General features: G+C 71.3%; 15 protein-coding genes and 1 pseudogene. 6 read left to right on the forward strand and 10 right to left on the reverse strand.

Annotated features, from left to right (window positions below):
* The 3 genes and pseudogenes from ABZ738_RS08935 to ABZ738_RS08945 form a co-directional block, all read right to left on the reverse strand.
* On the reverse strand, window positions 1-948 hold the full coding sequence (locus ABZ738_RS08935) for an STM4015 family protein (protein ID WP_357212056.1): 948 nt from the start codon (window positions 946-948) through the stop codon (window positions 1-3).
* A 6-nt stretch (window positions 949-954) separates the two neighbouring features.
* The gene (locus ABZ738_RS08940; RefSeq protein ID WP_131052891.1) at window positions 955-1,893 is read right to left on the reverse strand and encodes an STM4015 family protein; all 939 of its coding nucleotides are present in this window, start codon (window positions 1,891-1,893) and stop codon (window positions 955-957) included.
* Between the two features lie 440 nt (window positions 1,894-2,333).
* Window positions 2,334-3,725, reverse strand: a pseudogene (locus ABZ738_RS08945) (hypothetical protein); the annotation flags it as partial.
* A gap of 234 nt (window positions 3,726-3,959) precedes the next feature.
* Here ABZ738_RS08945 and ABZ738_RS08950 point away from each other — a divergent pair.
* Window positions 3,960-4,679, forward strand: coding sequence for a DUF305 domain-containing protein (locus ABZ738_RS08950; protein ID WP_176093997.1), 720 nt, complete (start codon window positions 3,960-3,962; stop codon window positions 4,677-4,679).
* A gap of 87 nt (window positions 4,680-4,766) precedes the next feature.
* Entirely contained in the window at window positions 4,767-5,285 is a 519-nt protein-coding gene (locus ABZ738_RS08955) for a DinB family protein (protein ID WP_131052888.1), read from the forward strand.
* A gap of 149 nt (window positions 5,286-5,434) precedes the next feature.
* Here ABZ738_RS08955 and ABZ738_RS08960 read toward each other — a convergent pair whose 3' ends face one another.
* The 3 genes from ABZ738_RS08960 to ABZ738_RS08970 all read right to left on the reverse strand — a co-directional run bounded on the left by ABZ738_RS08960 (window position 5,435) and on the right by ABZ738_RS08970 (window position 8,125).
* Window positions 5,435-6,160: a DUF2306 domain-containing protein gene (locus ABZ738_RS08960; RefSeq protein WP_131052887.1), complete on the reverse strand. Its 726-nt coding sequence runs from the start codon at window positions 6,158-6,160 to the stop codon at window positions 5,435-5,437.
* A 121-nt stretch (window positions 6,161-6,281) separates the two neighbouring features.
* On the reverse strand, window positions 6,282-6,992 hold the full coding sequence (locus ABZ738_RS08965) for a response regulator transcription factor (protein WP_255446607.1): 711 nt from the start codon (window positions 6,990-6,992) through the stop codon (window positions 6,282-6,284).
* Entirely contained in the window at window positions 6,989-8,125 is a 1,137-nt protein-coding gene (locus ABZ738_RS08970; RefSeq protein ID WP_131052886.1) for a histidine kinase, read from the reverse strand. Before ABZ738_RS08970 ends, ABZ738_RS08965 begins: the two co-directional genes overlap by 4 nt.
* 91 nt (window positions 8,126-8,216) lie before the next feature.
* Between ABZ738_RS08970 and ABZ738_RS08975 the strand changes: the two genes are divergently transcribed.
* The 4 genes from ABZ738_RS08975 (at window position 8,217) to ABZ738_RS08990 (ending at window position 11,665) form a co-directional block, all read left to right on the forward strand.
* A complete protein-coding gene (locus ABZ738_RS08975; RefSeq protein ID WP_131052885.1) occupies window positions 8,217-8,687 on the forward strand; it encodes a molybdenum cofactor biosysynthesis protein in 471 nt (156 codons plus the stop codon).
* A 158-nt stretch (window positions 8,688-8,845) separates the two neighbouring features.
* The gene (locus ABZ738_RS08980; RefSeq protein WP_357212059.1) at window positions 8,846-9,943 is read left to right on the forward strand and encodes an ionic transporter y4hA; all 1,098 of its coding nucleotides are present in this window, start codon (window positions 8,846-8,848) and stop codon (window positions 9,941-9,943) included.
* Between the two features lie 211 nt (window positions 9,944-10,154).
* Window positions 10,155-10,892 (forward strand): neutral zinc metallopeptidase, encoded by a 738-nt coding sequence (locus tag ABZ738_RS08985; RefSeq protein ID WP_357212061.1) that lies wholly within the window; start codon window positions 10,155-10,157, stop codon window positions 10,890-10,892.
* Between the two features lie 110 nt (window positions 10,893-11,002).
* Window positions 11,003-11,665 carry an HAD family phosphatase gene (locus tag ABZ738_RS08990; protein WP_357212273.1) on the forward strand — a complete coding sequence of 221 codons (663 nt, stop codon included), beginning with the start codon at window positions 11,003-11,005 and terminating at the stop codon, window positions 11,663-11,665.
* Window positions 11,666-11,731: 66 nt separating this feature from the next.
* Here the strand turns inward: ABZ738_RS08990 and ABZ738_RS08995 are convergent, their stop codons facing one another.
* From ABZ738_RS08995 to ABZ738_RS09010, 4 genes are all read right to left on the reverse strand, one after another.
* Window positions 11,732-14,287, reverse strand: a complete 2,556-nt coding sequence (locus ABZ738_RS08995; RefSeq protein ID WP_357212063.1) for an FtsX-like permease family protein — start codon at window positions 14,285-14,287, stop codon at window positions 11,732-11,734.
* The gene (locus ABZ738_RS09000; protein WP_131054533.1) at window positions 14,287-15,054 is read right to left on the reverse strand and encodes an ABC transporter ATP-binding protein; all 768 of its coding nucleotides are present in this window, start codon (window positions 15,052-15,054) and stop codon (window positions 14,287-14,289) included. The genes ABZ738_RS08995 and ABZ738_RS09000 overlap by 1 nt, the downstream gene beginning before the upstream one ends.
* A gap of 282 nt (window positions 15,055-15,336) precedes the next feature.
* Window positions 15,337-16,023 (reverse strand): response regulator transcription factor, encoded by a 687-nt coding sequence (locus ABZ738_RS09005; protein WP_131054532.1) that lies wholly within the window; start codon window positions 16,021-16,023, stop codon window positions 15,337-15,339.
* A 20-nt stretch (window positions 16,024-16,043) separates the two neighbouring features.
* Window positions 16,044-17,243 carry a sensor histidine kinase gene (locus tag ABZ738_RS09010; RefSeq protein WP_357212066.1) on the reverse strand — a complete coding sequence of 400 codons (1,200 nt, stop codon included), beginning with the start codon at window positions 17,241-17,243 and terminating at the stop codon, window positions 16,044-16,046.
* Window position 17,244 lies beyond the last annotated feature (1 nt).

A 17,244-nucleotide genomic window follows, 5' to 3' on the forward strand; every position in this document is an offset into this window, starting at 1 on the left:
TCACTCCGACACCGCGACGTAGCGGTAGCTCTCGCCGTCGTCCTCCTCCGCCTCCTGCGGGTCGGAGACGTTTACCCGGACGTCCGGCAGAGCGGCGACCACGGAACCGGCGACCTCCTCGGAGAGGTAGTGGTGGTGCAGGTCCAGCACCGTCAGGTGGGTCAGGGGCTGACCGGCGAGCAGCGCCTCCGCCCCCTCGTCGCTCAGCGTGCCGTGGGACAGGTCCAGCACCTCCAGGCGGCGCACCACGGGCGCGGTCGCCAGGGCCTTCGCGACGTCGTCGGTGATCATCGCGTTGCACAGACCCAGCCGGCGCAGCGCCGGAAAGAGCTCGCCGGCCAGAAGCGGGGCGAGGTCCCCCATCTCGGTGGTGCCGCCGTAGTCGTCGGTGCCGAGCCACAGTTCGAGGTCGGCCAGCTCGGGCAGGTCGGAGTCGAGCACCGCGCCGACGAACTCGCGGGACAGCCCGCCGCTCTGCACCACCAACTCGCGCAGGTTGGCGTGCTGGACGGGGGAGAAGTCGAACTCCTCGCCCCCGCGTACCCAGAGCACCTCCAACTCCGGGTACGCGGTCAGCAGCGGACTGACGTCACCGACCTTCATCCAGGAGACCTCGCACTCCTCGAAGGTCATGTCCCCGAGGAACAGGGCCCGCAGGGCGGGCAGTCGATCGGCTGCCGCGCAGATCTGTGCGATCGGCGCGGGGTTGAAGGCCGCGTACCCCCAGGCGCCGATGACCAGCGACTCCACCGTCTCGCCGAGCTGCGCGACGAACCGCTCGAAGGTGGCGGCGAACTCCTCGGAGAGCGCGTCTTCCTGGTCGTCGTCGAACTCCGGACGGGTGACGCGCCACGAGACCGGGCCGGTCACGGTCGGCAGCGGCCCCTCCAGCGGAAACTCGACCACCGGACGGTCGGCGAACTCAGCGAGGTGCGAAGAGAACGTCATGCCCGATCACTCCCCGACCGCGGTGAAGCGGTAGGTCCGGCCGCTGTACACGTCCGGGGTCCGCCCCTCGGACACGTCCACGCGCACGCCGGGCAGGGCCGCCACGGCACGTTGCTGTGCCTGCTCGGACAGATAGTGGTGGTGCAGGTCGAGCTCGGCCAGGTGGGTCAGCGACTGCCCGGCGAGGAGCGCCGCGAGCCCGTCGTCGGTGAGGTTGCCCATCGACAGGTCGAGCACCGAGAGCCGGGGCACCACCGGTGCGGTGGCGACCGCCCCGGCGACCACGTCGGCGATGTCGGCGTTGCGCAGGCCGAGCCGTCGCAGTGCCGGCAGTCCGGCGCCGGCGAGCAGCGGGGTGAGGTCGTCGACGGTCGCGTCCCCGCCGTAGTCCGATCGACCCAGCCACATCTCCAGCAGCTCCAGATTCGGCAGGTCGCACTCACCGACCGCCCGCACCACCGTGCCGGGCAGGCCACCGGACTCGAACCGCAGCTCCCGCAGGCCGACGTGCCGGATGGCGTCGAGCCGCAGGCCCTCGCCGCCGCGCACCCACAGCGTCTCCAGCTGAGGGTAGGCCGTGAGCAGTGCGGTGATGTCGTCGTGGGTCAGCCAGGAGAGCTCGCACTGCTCGGAGACCAGGTCGGCGAGGAAGATCGCCCGGAGCCCGGTCCACTGCGACGCCGCGTTCACCAGGAGGTCGACCGGAAGCGGCCGTTCGTACGCCATGCCCCACTCGCCGATCACGACGGCGCGGACCGAATCGGCCGGAACCTCCTTGAGCATCGTCTCGACCAGCGCGACGAACTCCTCGGGCTCCGGCTCGTCGTCGAGATCCCCCACCTCGAGCCGCCAGGCCACCGCCGACGGATCGGCCGGCACCTCCATCCCCGGCGTGAACGGGAGCACCGGAAGACCGGCGAACGACGACGCGTGCGTTCTGAACACTCTGAGACCTCCGACCTGACCGCGATAGCGGCGAGACCGTAACAGGCCGCTCCGACAGCCAGGTCCCGGCAGGTCACCCGACGTCTCCGGGGTGGGACGGGCTCCGGCCCGGCGGGGACCGCCGGGCCGGAGGTGGTGCTGTCTACGGGGTGTGCGGATCAGCTCGTCCGCACCGACCCGTTGACCTTGGTGTCACGGATGGTCGCGCCGACGGCGTTCACCGAACCGTTGACCCGGCTCTCCACGATCGAGACCACCGAGGCGTTGTGCGCGTGGATCGCGCCGTTCAGGTTCGAGTTGAACACGATCAGACCGGCACCCGGGTTGACCTTGATGGCGCCGTTCTGGGTGACCCCGTCCATGCAGGTGATGCCGGAGGAGATGGTCATGCTGCCGTTGTGCCGACCGCGCAGGACGGTGGTGCACTCCGGGTAGCTGGGCTGGGTCTGCACGTTCAGCTCGTCGAAGGCCACGACCGCGCGGGCGTTGTTCGTCAGCGGGTCGTCCAGCTTGAGGACGTCGAGTCCCTTCTGGATGTCGTTGGAGTAGATGTAACCGTTGTGGTAATACGTCGACCAGGATCCGCCGAGGATCCGGCGGGTGTCGGACAGCGGGCCCCGCTCCCAGAAGGCGATCTCGACCGGGTTGGCCGAGTCGGTGAAGTCGATGACCGAGATGCCGCCCTGGTACCACGCCTGGACCATGATGTCGCGGCCCATCGCCGGGATCAGCGAGCCGTTGTGCGCCACGCAGTTCTCGAGGGCGCTGTTCTCCCTCGGGATCTTGAAGTAGCTCTTGAAGACCAGTCGACGGTCGGCGCCGGAGCCGACGATGTCGTACAGCGCGTTCGCACCCTGGTTGGTCCGGTAGGCCGGGGTGCAGATGGCGCCGCTGCCGCCGCCGAGTTCGTCGGTGAAGACGACCTTGGTGCCGGCGTTGTTGAACGTGGCCGAGTGCCAGAACGCGAAGTTGGTGTCGCGCACCTGGCTCAGGACCACCGGGTTCACCGGGTCGGAGATGTCCATGAGGACGCCGTCACCCATGCAGGCGCCGGCGGCCAGGTCCAGGTCCGGGTAGGCGGTGATGTCGTGGCAGCCGCTGGTGTTGGTGTTGCCGCCGTCCGGGAAGAGGACCGGGGTGGCGACCACGGAGGCGCTGGTGGGGTTCGCCAGCGGTACGTCGATGATGGAGATCTTGTCGTGCGGCGGCTTGCAGTAGAACGCGTTGTTCGACGGGCTGTACGACTGGACGTACACGTAGACGCTCGTGTCGTCCTTGCTCGGCACCAGCGTCAGGGTGTGCGAACCGCAGTCGGTGCGGACCGACTTGATGTAGCGCGGGTTCGCCTTGTCGCTGATGTCGAAGATCCGGACGCCTTCCCAGGAGCTCTCCTGGGCCACCGAACCGGCGCTGCTGCTGCACGAGTCGTCGCTGCGGGGCGAGTCGACCGCGAGGAACAGCAGGTTCCCGTAGACCGACGGGTCACCCTGCGCTCCGACGCAGACGACCTGGCTGACCACCTGCGGTGAAGCCGGGTTGCTGACGTCGAAGATGCTGAACCCGTTGTAGTTGCCGGCGATGACGTGGTTGTCCTGGAACGCCAGGTCCGAGTTGTACGCGGCCTCGCTGGCGAACCCGCCGAACTTCGGGACGTTGGCGATCTGGGTGAGGTTGGGGCTGCTGACGATCTCGTCGACGGCCGGGATGGTGTTCGCGGCGGTCTCGGCGGCGCTGCTCGACGGCGCCACCGCGACACCCGCGACGAGAAGGGCACCTGTGGCGGCCAGGCTGATCGCCAGCCTCCGGTTCCCTCGTGGGGTCGGTTTGAACATGTAGGAACACCCTTCGTCAAGGATGAGCAGGGTTAGCGGAGGTTAACCCTGTGGTGGTGCTCGATCGTCGGCCATGTGGTCACGGTTTAGCAACACGACCGCCGATGTCTCGACGCAAACTGGCGCAGGTGGGGCTAAACGATCGTTCTGTCGATCGTGGGCCTCCCGTCGCAGCTCAGGCCCGCGCTACCATCCCGGCCAACGGTGAATGGCGGGAGTCGAGTTGTGCTAGGTGTGCGGATTCGTGGGCTGCTGCGACAGTCCCGGAAGCTTGTGCTGATCGAGTTGGCCGTACTCGCGGTGCTGGCCGTCGGGATCGCGGTGGCGGTGTCGTGGCCGGACAGTGGGCCCGCGCCGACGGCGCAGACGAACGAGCCCGCGCCGCTCGACCTGCCCGGCATCCCGGACGCCACCGCTCCGGTGCTGATGCCGGGCGGACCCGGTGAACCGGCGAAGACCCTGGCGGCGAACGAGATGTCACCGATGGCCCGGCCGCCGCACAACAACGCCGACACCCGCTTCGTCACGATGATGATCCCGCACCACGAGCAGGCCCTGGTGATGGCCAAACTGGTCGGTGACCGGGCCGAGAACCCGAACTTGAAGATCATCGCGGACCGGATCCTGGCCGCTCAGGACCCGGAGATCAAGACCCTGGAGAGCTGGTTGACCGACCGTGGCCTGGACCGCAACTCGGGCGACGGGCACCGGCACGAGATGGCCGGCATGCAGACGGCGGATGCGCTGAACCGCCTGACCGCGGCCCGGGGCGCCGACTTCGACCGGATGTTCGTGGCGATGATGACCGACCATCACCAGGGCGCCATCGCGATGGCGAACGAGGTCCTCACACTCGGCACCGACATCATCATCAACGAGTTCGCCAGCGGCGTCGTCGTCGAACAGGGCGTCGAGATCAACCGGATGCGCGAGGTGTTGACCGGCAGCCGGTAGCCGGGTCGTGGTCCCGCCCGTGCGACGTCCCGGGAGTTGTCGGTGGTCACCGATAGCGTCGGGTGGACGCCGACGAAGGGACCAGCCATGACCGAGAGCAGCCTGTCACCCGAGCGCGCGGATCTGCTGCAGGCGCTGCGTCAGCAACGCTTCTTCCTGCGCAGCGCCGCGCGGGAGTTGACCGACGAACAGGCGACGACGTGCAGCACGGTCAGCGCGCTCTGCGTCGGCGGTCTGATCAAGCACGTCGCGGAGGTCGAACGAGGTTGGGCCGACTTCATCGTCGACGGTCCGGCCGAGACACCGGACCACGACGACCCCGCCGCCCAGGAGCGCCACGCGCAGTCGTTCCGGCTGCTGCCGGGCGAGACCCTGGCCGGGGTGCTCAGCACGTACGACGAGGTCGCGGCCCGCACCGACGAGCTGATCCGGAGCCTGCCCGACCTGGATGCGAGCCAGCCGCTGCCCGAGGCGCCCTGGTTCGAGCCGGGTGCCCGCTGGTCGGCCCGACGGGTGCTGCTGCACGTCATCGCCGAGACGTCGCAGCACGCCGGGCACGCCGACATCATCCGGGAGGCGATCGACGGCGTGAAGTCCATGGCCTGACCCGGCGGCTCGACCTCAGCAGCGGTCTCCGCCCGCCACCGTTCGCGCCCGGCCCGTCCAGGTCCGGCCCGTCGGCGTTTGGCCTGTCCGCGTTTGGCCTGTCCGTGTCTCGCCCGTCCGCGTCTCGCCCGTCCGGCGGGCCGGTCCGCTCACGTTCGGCCCGTCTCCGCTCGGCCCCGGCGCGTCTCGCCCGTTCGCGTCCGGCCCTGGCGCGAGACGGTCGGCGCGGGTAACAGCGGTCCCGCCGCTCCGGCGCGGATGATCCGTTCGGCCACCGCCAGGTTGATCAACCAGCCGGCGGCGTGCAGCAACGCCCGGGTCAGCTCGCCCGGTGGTTCGGCGGCCACGAGCCACGGCAGGTGGGTCAGGAACTGGGTGCCGGCCCCCTGACCGATGGCGTACCCACGGATCATCCACGCCCGGTGCCGGCTGACGTCGCGCCGCAGGATCGCGCGGAGACCGAGGACGACGCACCCGGCCATCGCCCCGCCGAACAGGAGCCGCAGGCCGATGAGGAACGCACCGTCGATGGGCAGGAGGGGATAGAACGCGGCCATCCACATGCCGGAGAGCGCGGCGAGGAGACCGGCCGGCACCAGCAGCCGACCCGCGACGCGGTGCCATCCCGGTCTCCGACGTCGGAAGCCGGGCATGAACTGGAAGGCGCCCAGCAGGCAGTACAGGCTCGCCGTGACGATGTGCACCAGCACCGGCGCGGGGTCGGCGACGAAGCGGGCGTTGGCCGGCGTCACGGTCGGATGGCTCGACAGCTCGACGGTCCGGACGACCCCGGCGACCACCGGGACGAGGGCGAGCAGGATCAGGCCGGTGGGTATCGCCCACTCGTGTCTGCGGAGGAAGCGGTTCGTGGACATGACCCGATGCTCGGCGCGCGACGGTGTGCACTCATCGGTGCATGGGCTCGGGCCCCGTCGGTCCTCGGAGGGAGCCCCGGCTCGTCCTTACGGCGGTCGTGTGTCGGCGGGAGGAGCAGCGCTACCGGCCGCGTACCCGGTGCGTCTCGTACGCCCAGATGGCGATCTCGACCCGGTTCCGGGCGCCGAGCTTGGCCATCAGGCTCGCCACGTGCGTCTTCACCGTGCTGAGACTGACGTGGAACTCGCCCGCGATCTCGCTGTTGGTCCGTCCCCGGGCCACCGCCGTGAGGATCTGCTCCTCCCGTTCGGTGAGCCGGTCCACCGGTTGTCGGGGTGGCGCGGCCGGTCCGGCGTCGGCGAAGGCGCGCAACAGGCGGGTGGTGACGCTGGGCGCGATGAGCGCGTCACCGTCGGCCGCGGCGCGCACCGCCTGGGCCAGCAGCGCCGTGCCGGCGTCCTTGAGCAGGAAGCCCCGGGCTCCGGCGCGCAGCGCGGCGTAGACGTACTCGTCGAGGTCGAAGGTGGTGATGACGACGACGGCGAGTGGATCTGCGACTCGGGGCCCGGCGAGCCGGCGGGTCGCCTCGATGCCGTCCACACCGGGCATCCGGATGTCGAACAGGCACACGTCGGGACGCATCCGCCGGGCCATCTCGACGGCGTGGTGACCGTCGGCGGCCGTGCCGACGACCTCGATGCCCGGCTGGGCGTCGAGGATCATCGTGAGTCCACTCCGGATGATCTCCTGATCGTCGGCGACGACCACCCTGATCCGCCGGTGGCCGTCGGCGGCGGACGGGTCCGGTCCTCCGGCCGCCGGCCGGGTCACGCGGGTACCCCGGCCCGAGGCAGGACCGCGTCGACGATCCACCCCTGCTCGGGACCGGGTCCGGCGGCACAACTGCCACCGAGCAGCGCCGCGCGTTCGACCATCCCGGCGAGCCCGTACCCGGATCCGGACAGTGGTCCGGTGGGGCTCTCGCCGTCGTCGCTGACACGCAGTCGTACCGAGGCGTCGTCCACCTCGACGCGTACCCGGATGCGGGTCGCGTGCCGTGCGTGCCGGCGGGCGTTGGTGACCGACTCCTGGACGAGCCGGTAGACCGTGCGGTCCACGGACGGGGTGATGCCGTCGGCGTCTCCGACTATCTGCACCTCCACAGCCGGGCCGTCCGGTGCCTCCGCTGCGAACCGGGCCAGGTCGGCGATGCGTGGCGCGGGCGACAGCGCGGCCGGTTCGTCGGTCCGCAGCACCCGGACGAGGCCGCGCATCTCGGCCAGTGCCCGCGACGCCTCGGCCTCGATGAGGTGCAACGCCTCGATCGCCGCCTGCGGACGGGTGGCCGCCACGGCGAGCCCGGCCTGGGCCCGGATCGCCATCGCCGACACGTGGTGCGCGACGGTGTCGTGCAGGTCGCGGGCGAGTCGTTCCCGTTCGAGCAGCGTGACCTGGTCCAGCTCGCGCTGCCGGGCCCGCGCCCGGTACCGCACGCTGCTGCCCAGCGTGGCGGCCGCGAACAGCACGACGAAGGCGGCGACCGTGTCCGCGGGACCGGCCTGACCGGCGGCAACCCACAGACCCAGCTTGCCGAGAACGATCACGCCGCCGATCACGGCCGCCCGCCCGGAACCCCATCGGAACAGCGCGTACACCAGCAGCAGGACGAAGACCAGGACGTCCTGCTGAAGGGCCTGCCGGTCGGTCAGCAGGGGAATCACCGCGCAGGTGCCGAAGGCGAGCGCGACCATCGGTAGCGGTCGGGTCCGGCGCCACAGCACCGTGGCCGTCAGCGCCACCGCCACGGCCACCGACAGCGGTCGCCAGGCCAGCTCGGGCCGGACGAGCCCCTCGACGAGCGCCACCGGCACGAGGACCGCGAGCAGCAGCCAGTCCCGCCACACGCGCCTCGGCGCGTCGGGCGGGGCGGGCTCCTCCCACACCGAACGCAACAGACCCGACACGACTCCATCGTAGGAACGGGGCGGACCCGTCGGATCGGCCCAAAGTACGAGCGGCCGGAGCGGTCACGTCGCTCGCCCGTACAGTCGTGCCATGCCGGAGATCGTCGAGCTGCTGGCCTCGCCCACGCACCGCTACGTGGGGCGGCCCTCGGACGGGCCGGCGCCCGCGCCCGACGGCGAGTTGGTCGACGAGATCCGGATCCGCGCGGAACTGGGCATCGTGGGCGACCGGTACTTCGGCAAGCCGGCGCACCGTGGGGCGAGCGTGACGGTCATCGCGGTCGAGTCGTTGCCGCCCGGCGCGGGGCTGGCGCAGGTCCGGCGCAACGTGCTGATCCGTGATGTCGACGTGGACGGCCTGGTCGGCTCGGTGCTGGTGCTGGACTCGGGGCAGGGGCCGGTGCGGCTGCGGGTCAACCGGCCGGCGCACCCGTGCGCCTGGATGGACGTGACGATCGGGCCCGGCGCGTGGCGCGGACTGCGCGGCAAGGGCGGTGTGCGCTGCACGCCGCTGACCGACGGGGTGCTGCGGGTCGGACCCGTCGACGCGCGGGTCGAGTGAGGGCTGCGTGCAGGCGCGGCGGCCTGTGTGAAAGGAAGGGCCCCCTGCTAACGCCTCCGGTATAGGAAGGGTCCCCTCCTTACATCGCAGCGGGCGCGGTCGGGGGAGTCTTCGCCGCTTCGCCGCTCATGATCATTATTGCTGGCAGGATCCAGATCATGCTCGCGTTGCGTCGCGCCATGACCACCTGGACCGTCTCGGTGCCCGTCGCCGCGCTGCTGGTGCTGGGGCTGACCTGGGACCGCAAGCTCACCGGCGTGATGGTCATCGTGGTGGCGCTCTTCCTGGCCGGCGCGGTGCTGGCGGCCGTGCACCACGCCGAGGTGGTCGCGCACAAGGTCGGTGAGCCGTACGGGTCGCTGGTGCTGGCGGTGGCGGTCACCGTCATCGAGGTGGCGCTGATCGTGACGCTGATGATCAGTGGCGGGGAGAAGACCGAGTCGCTGGCCCGGGACACCGTCTTCGCCGCCGTGATGATCACCTGCAACGGCATCCTCGGTCTGTCGCTGCTCATCGGCGCGTTGCGTCGTCGGCTGGCCGTGTTCAACCCGGAGGGGACCGGTGGTGCGCTGGCCACCGTGGCCACCCTCGCCACGCTGTGCCTGGTGGTGCCGACGTTCACCATCGGTCGTCCCGGGCCGCAGTTCAGCCCCGCCCAGCTCACCTTCGCGGCGGTCGTGTCGCTCGCGCTCTACGCGCTGTTCGTGATGGTGCAGACCGGTCGGCACCGGGACTACTTCCTGCCCGTCGGCAGCGAGGGGGAGGTGCTGCCGGAGGAGGCGCACGCCGACCCGCCGTCGAGCCGGCAGGCCATGGCGAGTCTCGGACTGCTGCTGGTCGCCCTGGTGGCCGTGGTCGGTGACGCCAAGTCGGTCTCCCCGGCGATCGAGGCCGGCGTGGCCGCGGTGAACCTGCCCCCGGCGTTCGTCGGCGTCATCATCGCGTTGCTGGTGCTGCTGCCGGAGACGCTCGCCGCCGCCCGCGCGGCCCGCCGGGACCGCGTACAGATCAGCCTGAACCTCGCGCTCGGCTCGGCGATGGCCAGCATCGGGCTGACCATCCCGGCGATCGCGATCGCCTCGATCTGGCTGGAGGGGCCGCTGCTGCTCGGCCTGGGCGGGACCCAGGTGACGCTGCTCGCGCTGACCGTGGTCACCGGCGTGCTGACCGTGGTGCCGGGACGGGCCACCCTGCTCCAGGGCGGGGTACACCTGGTGCTCCTGGCCGCCTTCGTCTTCCTCGCCGCGAGCCCCTGAGGCCACGCCGCCGGCCCTGAGGCCACGCCGGCCGGCCCCTGCCGCCACGCGGCCACGCCGGCCGGTCCCGAGGGTCTCGCCGCGCCCGGCACCGAAGCATCTGCACGGTGTGCCGGTGAACCGGACCGGCCGGTACGGCGTACCAGACGGTGACGGGCGTGACGGTCCTACCGTCGGGGTACTGGTCCGGCGTCGAGGCGGGAGGCACAGGGTGCGGGTAGGTGCGGGGCAGCGTAGCCGGGGGAGGCTCGCCGGTCTGGCGGTGGCGCTGGTGGCGGCCACCGCGTGCATGGTGGAGCCGGTGGGCGCGCCGACCGGGCCCGCCGAGCCACCGGCGCCGGCGACGCCGAGCACCGAGGTGACGCGCGCCGACGGCACCGACACCGTCGAGGAGTTCGAGCGGGACATGGCCGACGCCACGCGCCTGGCGGAACGGTACTGGGCCGAGTACTTCCGCGCCTCCGGCCGCTCGTTCCAGCCGATCCGGCGCATCATCCCGTACGAGCGGGACGGCGAGATCTCCTGCGGCGGGCAGGAGGTGCCCCGCAACAACGCGGTCTACTGCACCGTCAGCGACTACATCGCCTACGACGTCAACTGGTCGTTCCGGGCGTTCCGGCAGATCGGCGACGCGTTCGTGTTCTACCTGCTCGGGCACGAGTACGCGCACGGCGTCCAGACCCGCCTCGGTATCCGCTACACCTTCACCATCCAGCAGGAGTTGCAGGCCGACTGCATGGCCGGGGCGTACCTCGGCGACTCGGTACGCGCCGGCACGCTGACTCTCGACGAGGGTGACCTCGACGAGTTCACCGAGGGCCTGCTGGCCGTCGGCGACGATCCCGGCCAGCCGTGGTTCGCCGAGGGGTCGCACGGCACCCCGGAGCAGCGCTCCGAGATGTTCTTCCGGGGGTACGAACGCTCTCTGGCCGCCTGCGACATCGGTTGACGAAGGTCACCGTGCCGGATGGCGCGCGGCAGACAGCTCCGGCGGGCTGGAAGGATCGACCGGGTACCCGACCCGAGGAGGATCCGGTGAGTAGCGCCCGACCGGCCGCAGTGCTCTTCGACATGGACGGCACGCTGGTCGACAGCGAGCGGTTGTGGGACGTCGCCCTGCAGGAGCTCGCGGAGAGCTACGGAGGCACCCTCTCCGCCGACGCCCGTCGCGCGATCGTCGGCACCGGGATGGCCGACTCGATGCGTATCCTGCACGACGACCTGCGCCAGCCGCACCGGGATCCGCAGGTGAGCGCCGAGTGGATCAACGCCCGCATCCTGGAGCTGTTCCGCACCGGCCTGCAGTGGCGCCCCGGCGCGCTGGCGCTGCTCGGGGCCGTCCGGGAGGCCCGGATCCCGACCGCGCTGGTCACCTCCAGTGGCCGGGCCCTGGTCGAGATCGCCCTGGACACCCTCGGCCGGGACAGCTTCGACGTGGTGGTCTGCGGTGACGAGGTCGACTCCACCAAGCCGCATCCGGAGCCGTACCTGACGGCGGCGCGGCTGCTCGGCGTACCGATCGACGAGTGTGTGGCGATCGAGGACTCGGCGACCGGAGTGGCCAGCGCGGTCGCCGCCGGGGCGGCGGTCCTGGCCGTGCCGGCGGAGGTGCCCCTGAGCCCTCGCGACGGCGTACACCAACTGGAGAGCCTGGTCGCTGCGGACCTGGACCTGCTCGCCGCGCTGCTGAGGCGGGTGCCGCAAGGGCCGTCGCGGGCCTGACGCCCCGGACCACGGACGAACGACCGGGCCCCGGCACCATGTGGTGCCGGGGCCCGGTCGTCGTGCTCAGTCGTGGGCGATCGCACCCAGGACGTTGATCCGGGCGGCCCGGATCGCCGGCAGCACGGCGGCGATCACGCCGATGATCGCGGCCAGACCGAGGAAGAGTCCCATCTGGCCCCAGGGCAGCACCAGCTTGTTGATCCCCTCGCTGCGCAGCGCCTCGACCACCGCGGCACCGAGACCGGCGCCGACCACCACCCCGAGCAGCGCGCCGAAGACCGAGATCACCACCGCCTCGACGGTGATCATGCCCATGGTCTGCGAACGCCGCAGGCCGATGGCGCGCAGCAGGCCCAGCTCGCGGGTCCGCTCCAGCACCGACAGGGCCAGGGTGTTGATGATGCCGAGTACGGCGATCACGATGGCCAGCGCCAGCAGGATCTGGATCATCGTGAGCAACGTGTCGAGCTGACCGGCCTGCTGCTCCACGAAGGCGTTCAGGTCGACCACCGACACCTCGGGGCTGTCCGCCAGCAGCGTCTCGATGCGCGGCTGGACGTCGGCGACCGACGTGCCCGGTTCGAGCTGGATGAAGCCCTGGCTCGGCTGCGGCACGGTGAAGTTGCGGGCGACCTCCGTCGGCAGCACCATCTGCACGCCGGTGAACAGGGGAGTGTCCTCGAAGATGCCCGTCACGGTGTACGTGGCCGGCTCGCCCCGGGCCAGCTGCACCGTCGTCGTCGACCCGACCGACAGGTTGCGCGCCTTCGCGGTCTCCTCGCTGACCAGCATCTGCCCCGCGTCGATCCGGTCGATGTCACCGGAGGCGGCGGTGAGGCTGTAGACCTGGCGCAGCGCGGCCGGCTCGGTCACCGCGCCGACGAAGGTGCGCTCGTCACCGACCAGGGCCAGGTCGCCGTAGAGACCGTCGGCGACGCGTACGCCGGGGATCGTCTTGGCCTCTTCCAGCACCGCCGGGTCGAAGGTGGGCGGACGGGGACCGCTCTGCGCCCCGGCGATCACCAGCTCGGCCTTGATGCTGTCCCGGGCCAGACCGCTGATGCTGCTCTTGGCCGAGTCCAGGATCACCGTGATGCCGGTGACCAGGGCGATGCCGACCATCAGCGCGGCGGCCGTGATCGCGGTGCGGCGCGGGTTGCGACCCGAGTTGAGCCGGCCCAGCTTGCCCGGCACCCAGCCGGCGAAGACCGCGCCGAGTGCCGATACCACCGGCTTGCTGATCAGCGGCGTCAGCAGGGCCACTCCGATGAACGTGAACAGCACGCCGCCGAGGATGGTGGCCAGGGTGTTGCCGCCCGCGTGACCACCCAGCCCGAGGAAGAGCAGGACGGCACCGATCGCGGTCACCAGCGCCCCGGCAACGGTGATCTTGGTGAGCGGACGGTCCGGGGTGGCCACGTCCTGCATCGCCGCGATCGGCGGGATCCGGGCGGCCCGCAGCGCCGGCAACAACGCCGCCAGCACCGTGATCACCAGACCGACCGAGAAGGCGCCGATCACCGCCGACGCGGGCATGCTCAACCCGGTCAGCTCCAGGCCGCCGGAGATGGAGCTGAACGCGTACGCCAGCAACGCGCCGACACCGAAGCCGGCCGCCAGGCCGAGCACCGAGGCGATCAGGCCGACGGCGATCGCCTCCAGCACCACCGAGCCGATGATCTGCTTGCCGCTGGCGCCCACCGCCCGCAGCAACGCCAACTCGCGGGTGCGCTGCGCCACGATGATCGAGAACGTGTTCAGGATGAGGAACGTACCGACCAGCAGCGCCACGGCGGCGAAGCCGAGCAGGATCCGGTTGAAGAAGGTCAGTCCCTCCTTCAGCCCGGCGGCGGCGTCGGCGGAGAGCTGCTCCCCGGTCTTGACCACGTAGTCGTCGCCGAGCGCCGCGGCCACGCTGTCGCGCAGCGCGTCGTCGGAGACGCCCGACGAGGCGGTGACCGTGATGTTGTTGAACACGTCCGGCTCGCCGAGCATCAGTCGCTGGGCCGTCGGGGTGGTGAACATGACCTCGTTGACGCCGCCGAGGGAGTCCCGGTCACCGCTGTAACCGAAGATGCCGACGATGGTGAAGTCCTGCCGGGGGCTGAGCGTGAGCACGCCCACCCGGTCGCCGACGGCGACCTTGCCCGCGTTCGCCAACGACTTGTTGATCACGATCTCGTCGTCGGCCCGGGGCTCGCGTCCCTCGCGCAACTGCACCAGATCGCTCTCGCCGACCCAGTTGCCACCGAGCTGCGGTGGCCCGAACGAGGCGACGACCTTGCCGTCGCCGCCGATCATCCGCGCGCCGTCGGAGACCACCACACCGGTGGCGTCGGCCACGCCCGGCACCGCCCGCACGGTCTCCACCGTGTCGGCCGGGAAGGGCGCCTGGACCTGTTCGCCCTCCATCTCGTTGACCGCGAGCTTCGGCTTCGCCGACACGCTGACGTCGACCTCCTCGTACGCCTCGGCGAAGAGTTGGTCGAAGGTGCGGCCGAGCGTGTCGGTGAGCACGAAGGCACCGGAGACGAACATGACGCCGAGCACCACGGCCAGGCCGGACAGGACCAGCCGGACCTTCCGCGCAAGGAGGCTCTTCAGAGTCGCCCGGAACATCAGCCGGCCACCTCGGCGGGCGTGTCCAGCTTCTTCATCGTGTCCAGCACCGTGTCGGCCGTGGGCTCGATCAGCTCGGAGACGATCTGGCCGTCGGCGAGGAACACCACCCGGTCGGCGTACGCGGCGGCGGTCGGGTCGTGGGTCACCATGACGATGGTCTGGCCGTGCTCACGCACCGAGTTCCGGAGGAAGTTGAGCACCTCCGCCCCGGCCCGCGAGTCGAGGTTGCCGGTCGGCTCGTCCGCGAAGATCACCTCGGGGCGGGCCACCAGCGCCCGGGCGCACGCCACCCGCTGCTGCTGACCGCCGGAGAGCTGTGCCGGCCGGTGGTCCAGCCGGTCCCGCAGACCGACCGTGTCGATCACGACGTCGTACCACGCCGTGTCCGGCTTGCGGCCGGCGATCGACAACGGCAGCAGGATGTTCTCCTTGGCGGTCAACGTGGGCAGCAGGTTGAACTGCTGGAAGATGAAGCCGATCTTGTCTCGGCGCAGCTTCGTCAGGCCCGCGTCACCGAGACCGGTGACCGTCGTGTCGCCGACGTGCACCGTGCCCCTGGTCACCGTGTCCAGCCCCGCGAGGCAGTGCATCAGCGTCGACTTGCCGGACCCGGACGGGCCCATGATGGCCGTGAACCGGCCACGCTCGAAATCGGCGCTGACCCCCCGTAGCGCGACGACCTGGGCCTCGCCGCTGCCGTACACCTTCCACACATCGCTCGCCCGCGCTGCGGCCGGTGCCGACTGGCCTGTCGTAGCGGTCACGTCTCGTACCTCTCCGTCGGTGTCGAATCGCGCCGCCCCCGCTGGTCCGGCACGAGTCCATCTTCTGTGCTGCCCGACGCGGTTCCGTCCGACTCCGGGCGGAGACGAGGCGGATTTCCGGGTGCGGGTACCCCCTAAGTGCCGTCAGGGTTGCCCCCGATCCCGCGCCGATCGGCCTCCCCCTCACGACCGGACGGGATCATCGTGCACCGTGCCGTCACGTGAGGGTCAACCGGTTTCCGTCACCGGCGGTCACTGTAGGTGACCAATGCAACGCGGACGTTACGCCCCGGGCCGGACCAGGCCCGACTCGTACGCCAGCACCACCGCCTGCACCCGGTCGCGCAGCCCGAGCTTGGTCAACACGTGCCCGACGTGGGTCTTGACGGTGGTCTCGCTCACCGACAGCGCGCGGGCGATCTCGGCGTTGGACAGCCCCCGGGCGACCTGCACCAGCACCTCCCGCTCCCGTTCGGTCAGCGTGCTGAGGCCCTTCGGGGGCGACGCCGCCGGATCGGGCAGGGACTCGGCGAAGCGGTCCAGCAGCCGACGCAGGATGCGCGGGGCCACCACCGCGTCGCCCGCGGCGACCGTGCGGATCGCGGTGACCAGGTCCTCGGCCGGTACGTCCTTGGCCAGGAATCCGCTCGCCCCCGCCCGCAGCGAGCCCACCACGTACTCGTCGAGGTCGAAGGTGGTCAGGATCAGCACCCGGACCGGCAGCCGCGCGTCGACGATGGCCCGGGTCGCGGTCACCCCGTCCATCCGGGGCATCCGGATGTCCATCAGCACCACGTCGGGCAGCAGCCGGCGGGACAGATCCACCGCCTCGGCGCCGTCACCGGCCTCGGCCACGATGTCCAGGTCGGTCTCCGCGCCGAGCACCATCCGGAAGCCGGTACGCAGCAGCGGCTGGTCGTCGGCGAGCAGGATCCGGATCGGTCGGCGCGACGGCGTCGCTTCGGTCATGTCGTCCTCCACGTCAGCCGTCACCCGGACGTCCCGGCGTCCAGCAGGGTCTCCACCGGGATCCTCGCGTGCACCCGGTAGCCGCCGCCGGGCCGCGCGCCGGTGCGCAGGACACCACCGTAGAGGGCGACCCGCTCCCGCATCCCGACCAGTCCGTGCCCGACCCGGTCGGTGTCCGGCATCGGTCCCCGACCGGTGTCGGTGACCTCGACCTCCACCGCGTCGTCGGCGAAGCTGACCCGGACCTGCGCGGTGGCCGTGCCGGCGTGCTTGAGCGCGTTCGTCAGCGCCTCCTGCACGATCCGGTACACGGTCAGCGCCTCGCCCTCGGCCAGCGCGGCGGGTGCGCCCCGCACCGTCAGCGTCACCGGCAGCCCGGCCTCGCGCACCTGCTCGGCCAGCGCCTCGATGCCGGCGATCCCCGGCTGCGGGGCCAGGTCGGCCGCCGGCTCCGCCTCGGTACGCAGCACGTCGAGGAGCCGGCGCAGCTCCCGCAGGGTGGCCCGGCTGGTCTCCTCGATGGTGCCGATCGCCTCCTCGGCGGCGTTCGGGTCCCGCCGCAGCACCCGCCGGACCCCGGTCGCCAGCACCCCCATCACGCTGACATGGTGGGCCACCACGTCGTGCAGTTCCCGGGCGATGCGTCGTCGCTCGTCGGCGACCGCCTGCTCGGCCAGGGCGCGCTGGGTGGCCTCGGCGATCCGGGCCCGCTCCCGCAACGCCTGGGTGCTGGCCCGCCGGGCGTGCACCGCCCGGCCCACCGAGAACGACACGACGCCGATCAGGAGGTTGTTCGCCACCAGGTAGGCGGGATTGACCTGCGGCATGGTCTCGAAGGGCGTGACCGTGGTGACCAGCGCGACCGGCACCCAGAGCACCACCGCCGCCACCACCGCCGGACGCAGCGTCCGGTACGCGGCCATCGTGTAGGTGAGCACCACGAAGGCGAAGCCCTGCGTCGCGGGGGAGATCTCCAGCGTCAGCGGTAGGGCCAGGATCGCCAGCGAGGCCACCACCGCCGGCCACGGTGCCGTCCGGCGCACCACCACCGGTGCGGCGCACACCAGGCTCCACCCCAGCGCGGCGAAGAGCGGCCGGGGCCAGAAGTCCCGTGGCGTCAGCAGGGTGAGCACGACCTCCGCGACCACCAGCCCGACAGCCAGCAGCCCGTCACCGGCCAGCGGGTGCCGCCGCAGCCACTCCCTCGGATCCGTACCCACG

Source organism: Micromonospora sp. NPDC047793 (assembly GCF_040642635.1).
Classification (GTDB): domain Bacteria; phylum Actinomycetota; class Actinomycetes; order Mycobacteriales; family Micromonosporaceae; genus Micromonospora.

Coding starts and splice junctions, on each gene's coding strand:
- ABZ738_RS08995 (WP_357212063.1), bottom strand. CDS start 14,287: ATGTTCCGGGCGACTCTGAAGAGCCTCCTTGCGCGGAAGGTCCGGCTG.
- ABZ738_RS08975 (WP_131052885.1), top strand. CDS start 8,217: ATGCCGGAGATCGTCGAGCTGCTGGCCTCGCCCACGCACCGCTACGTG.
- ABZ738_RS09005 (WP_131054532.1), bottom strand. CDS start 16,023: ATGACCGAAGCGACGCCGTCGCGCCGACCGATCCGGATCCTGCTCGCC.
- ABZ738_RS08960 (WP_131052887.1), bottom strand. CDS start 6,160: ATGTCCACGAACCGCTTCCTCCGCAGACACGAGTGGGCGATACCCACC.
- ABZ738_RS08935 (WP_357212056.1), bottom strand. CDS start 948: ATGACGTTCTCTTCGCACCTCGCTGAGTTCGCCGACCGTCCGGTGGTC.
- ABZ738_RS08955 (WP_131052888.1), top strand. CDS start 4,767: ATGACCGAGAGCAGCCTGTCACCCGAGCGCGCGGATCTGCTGCAGGCG.
- ABZ738_RS08980 (WP_357212059.1), top strand. CDS start 8,846: ATGCTCGCGTTGCGTCGCGCCATGACCACCTGGACCGTCTCGGTGCCC.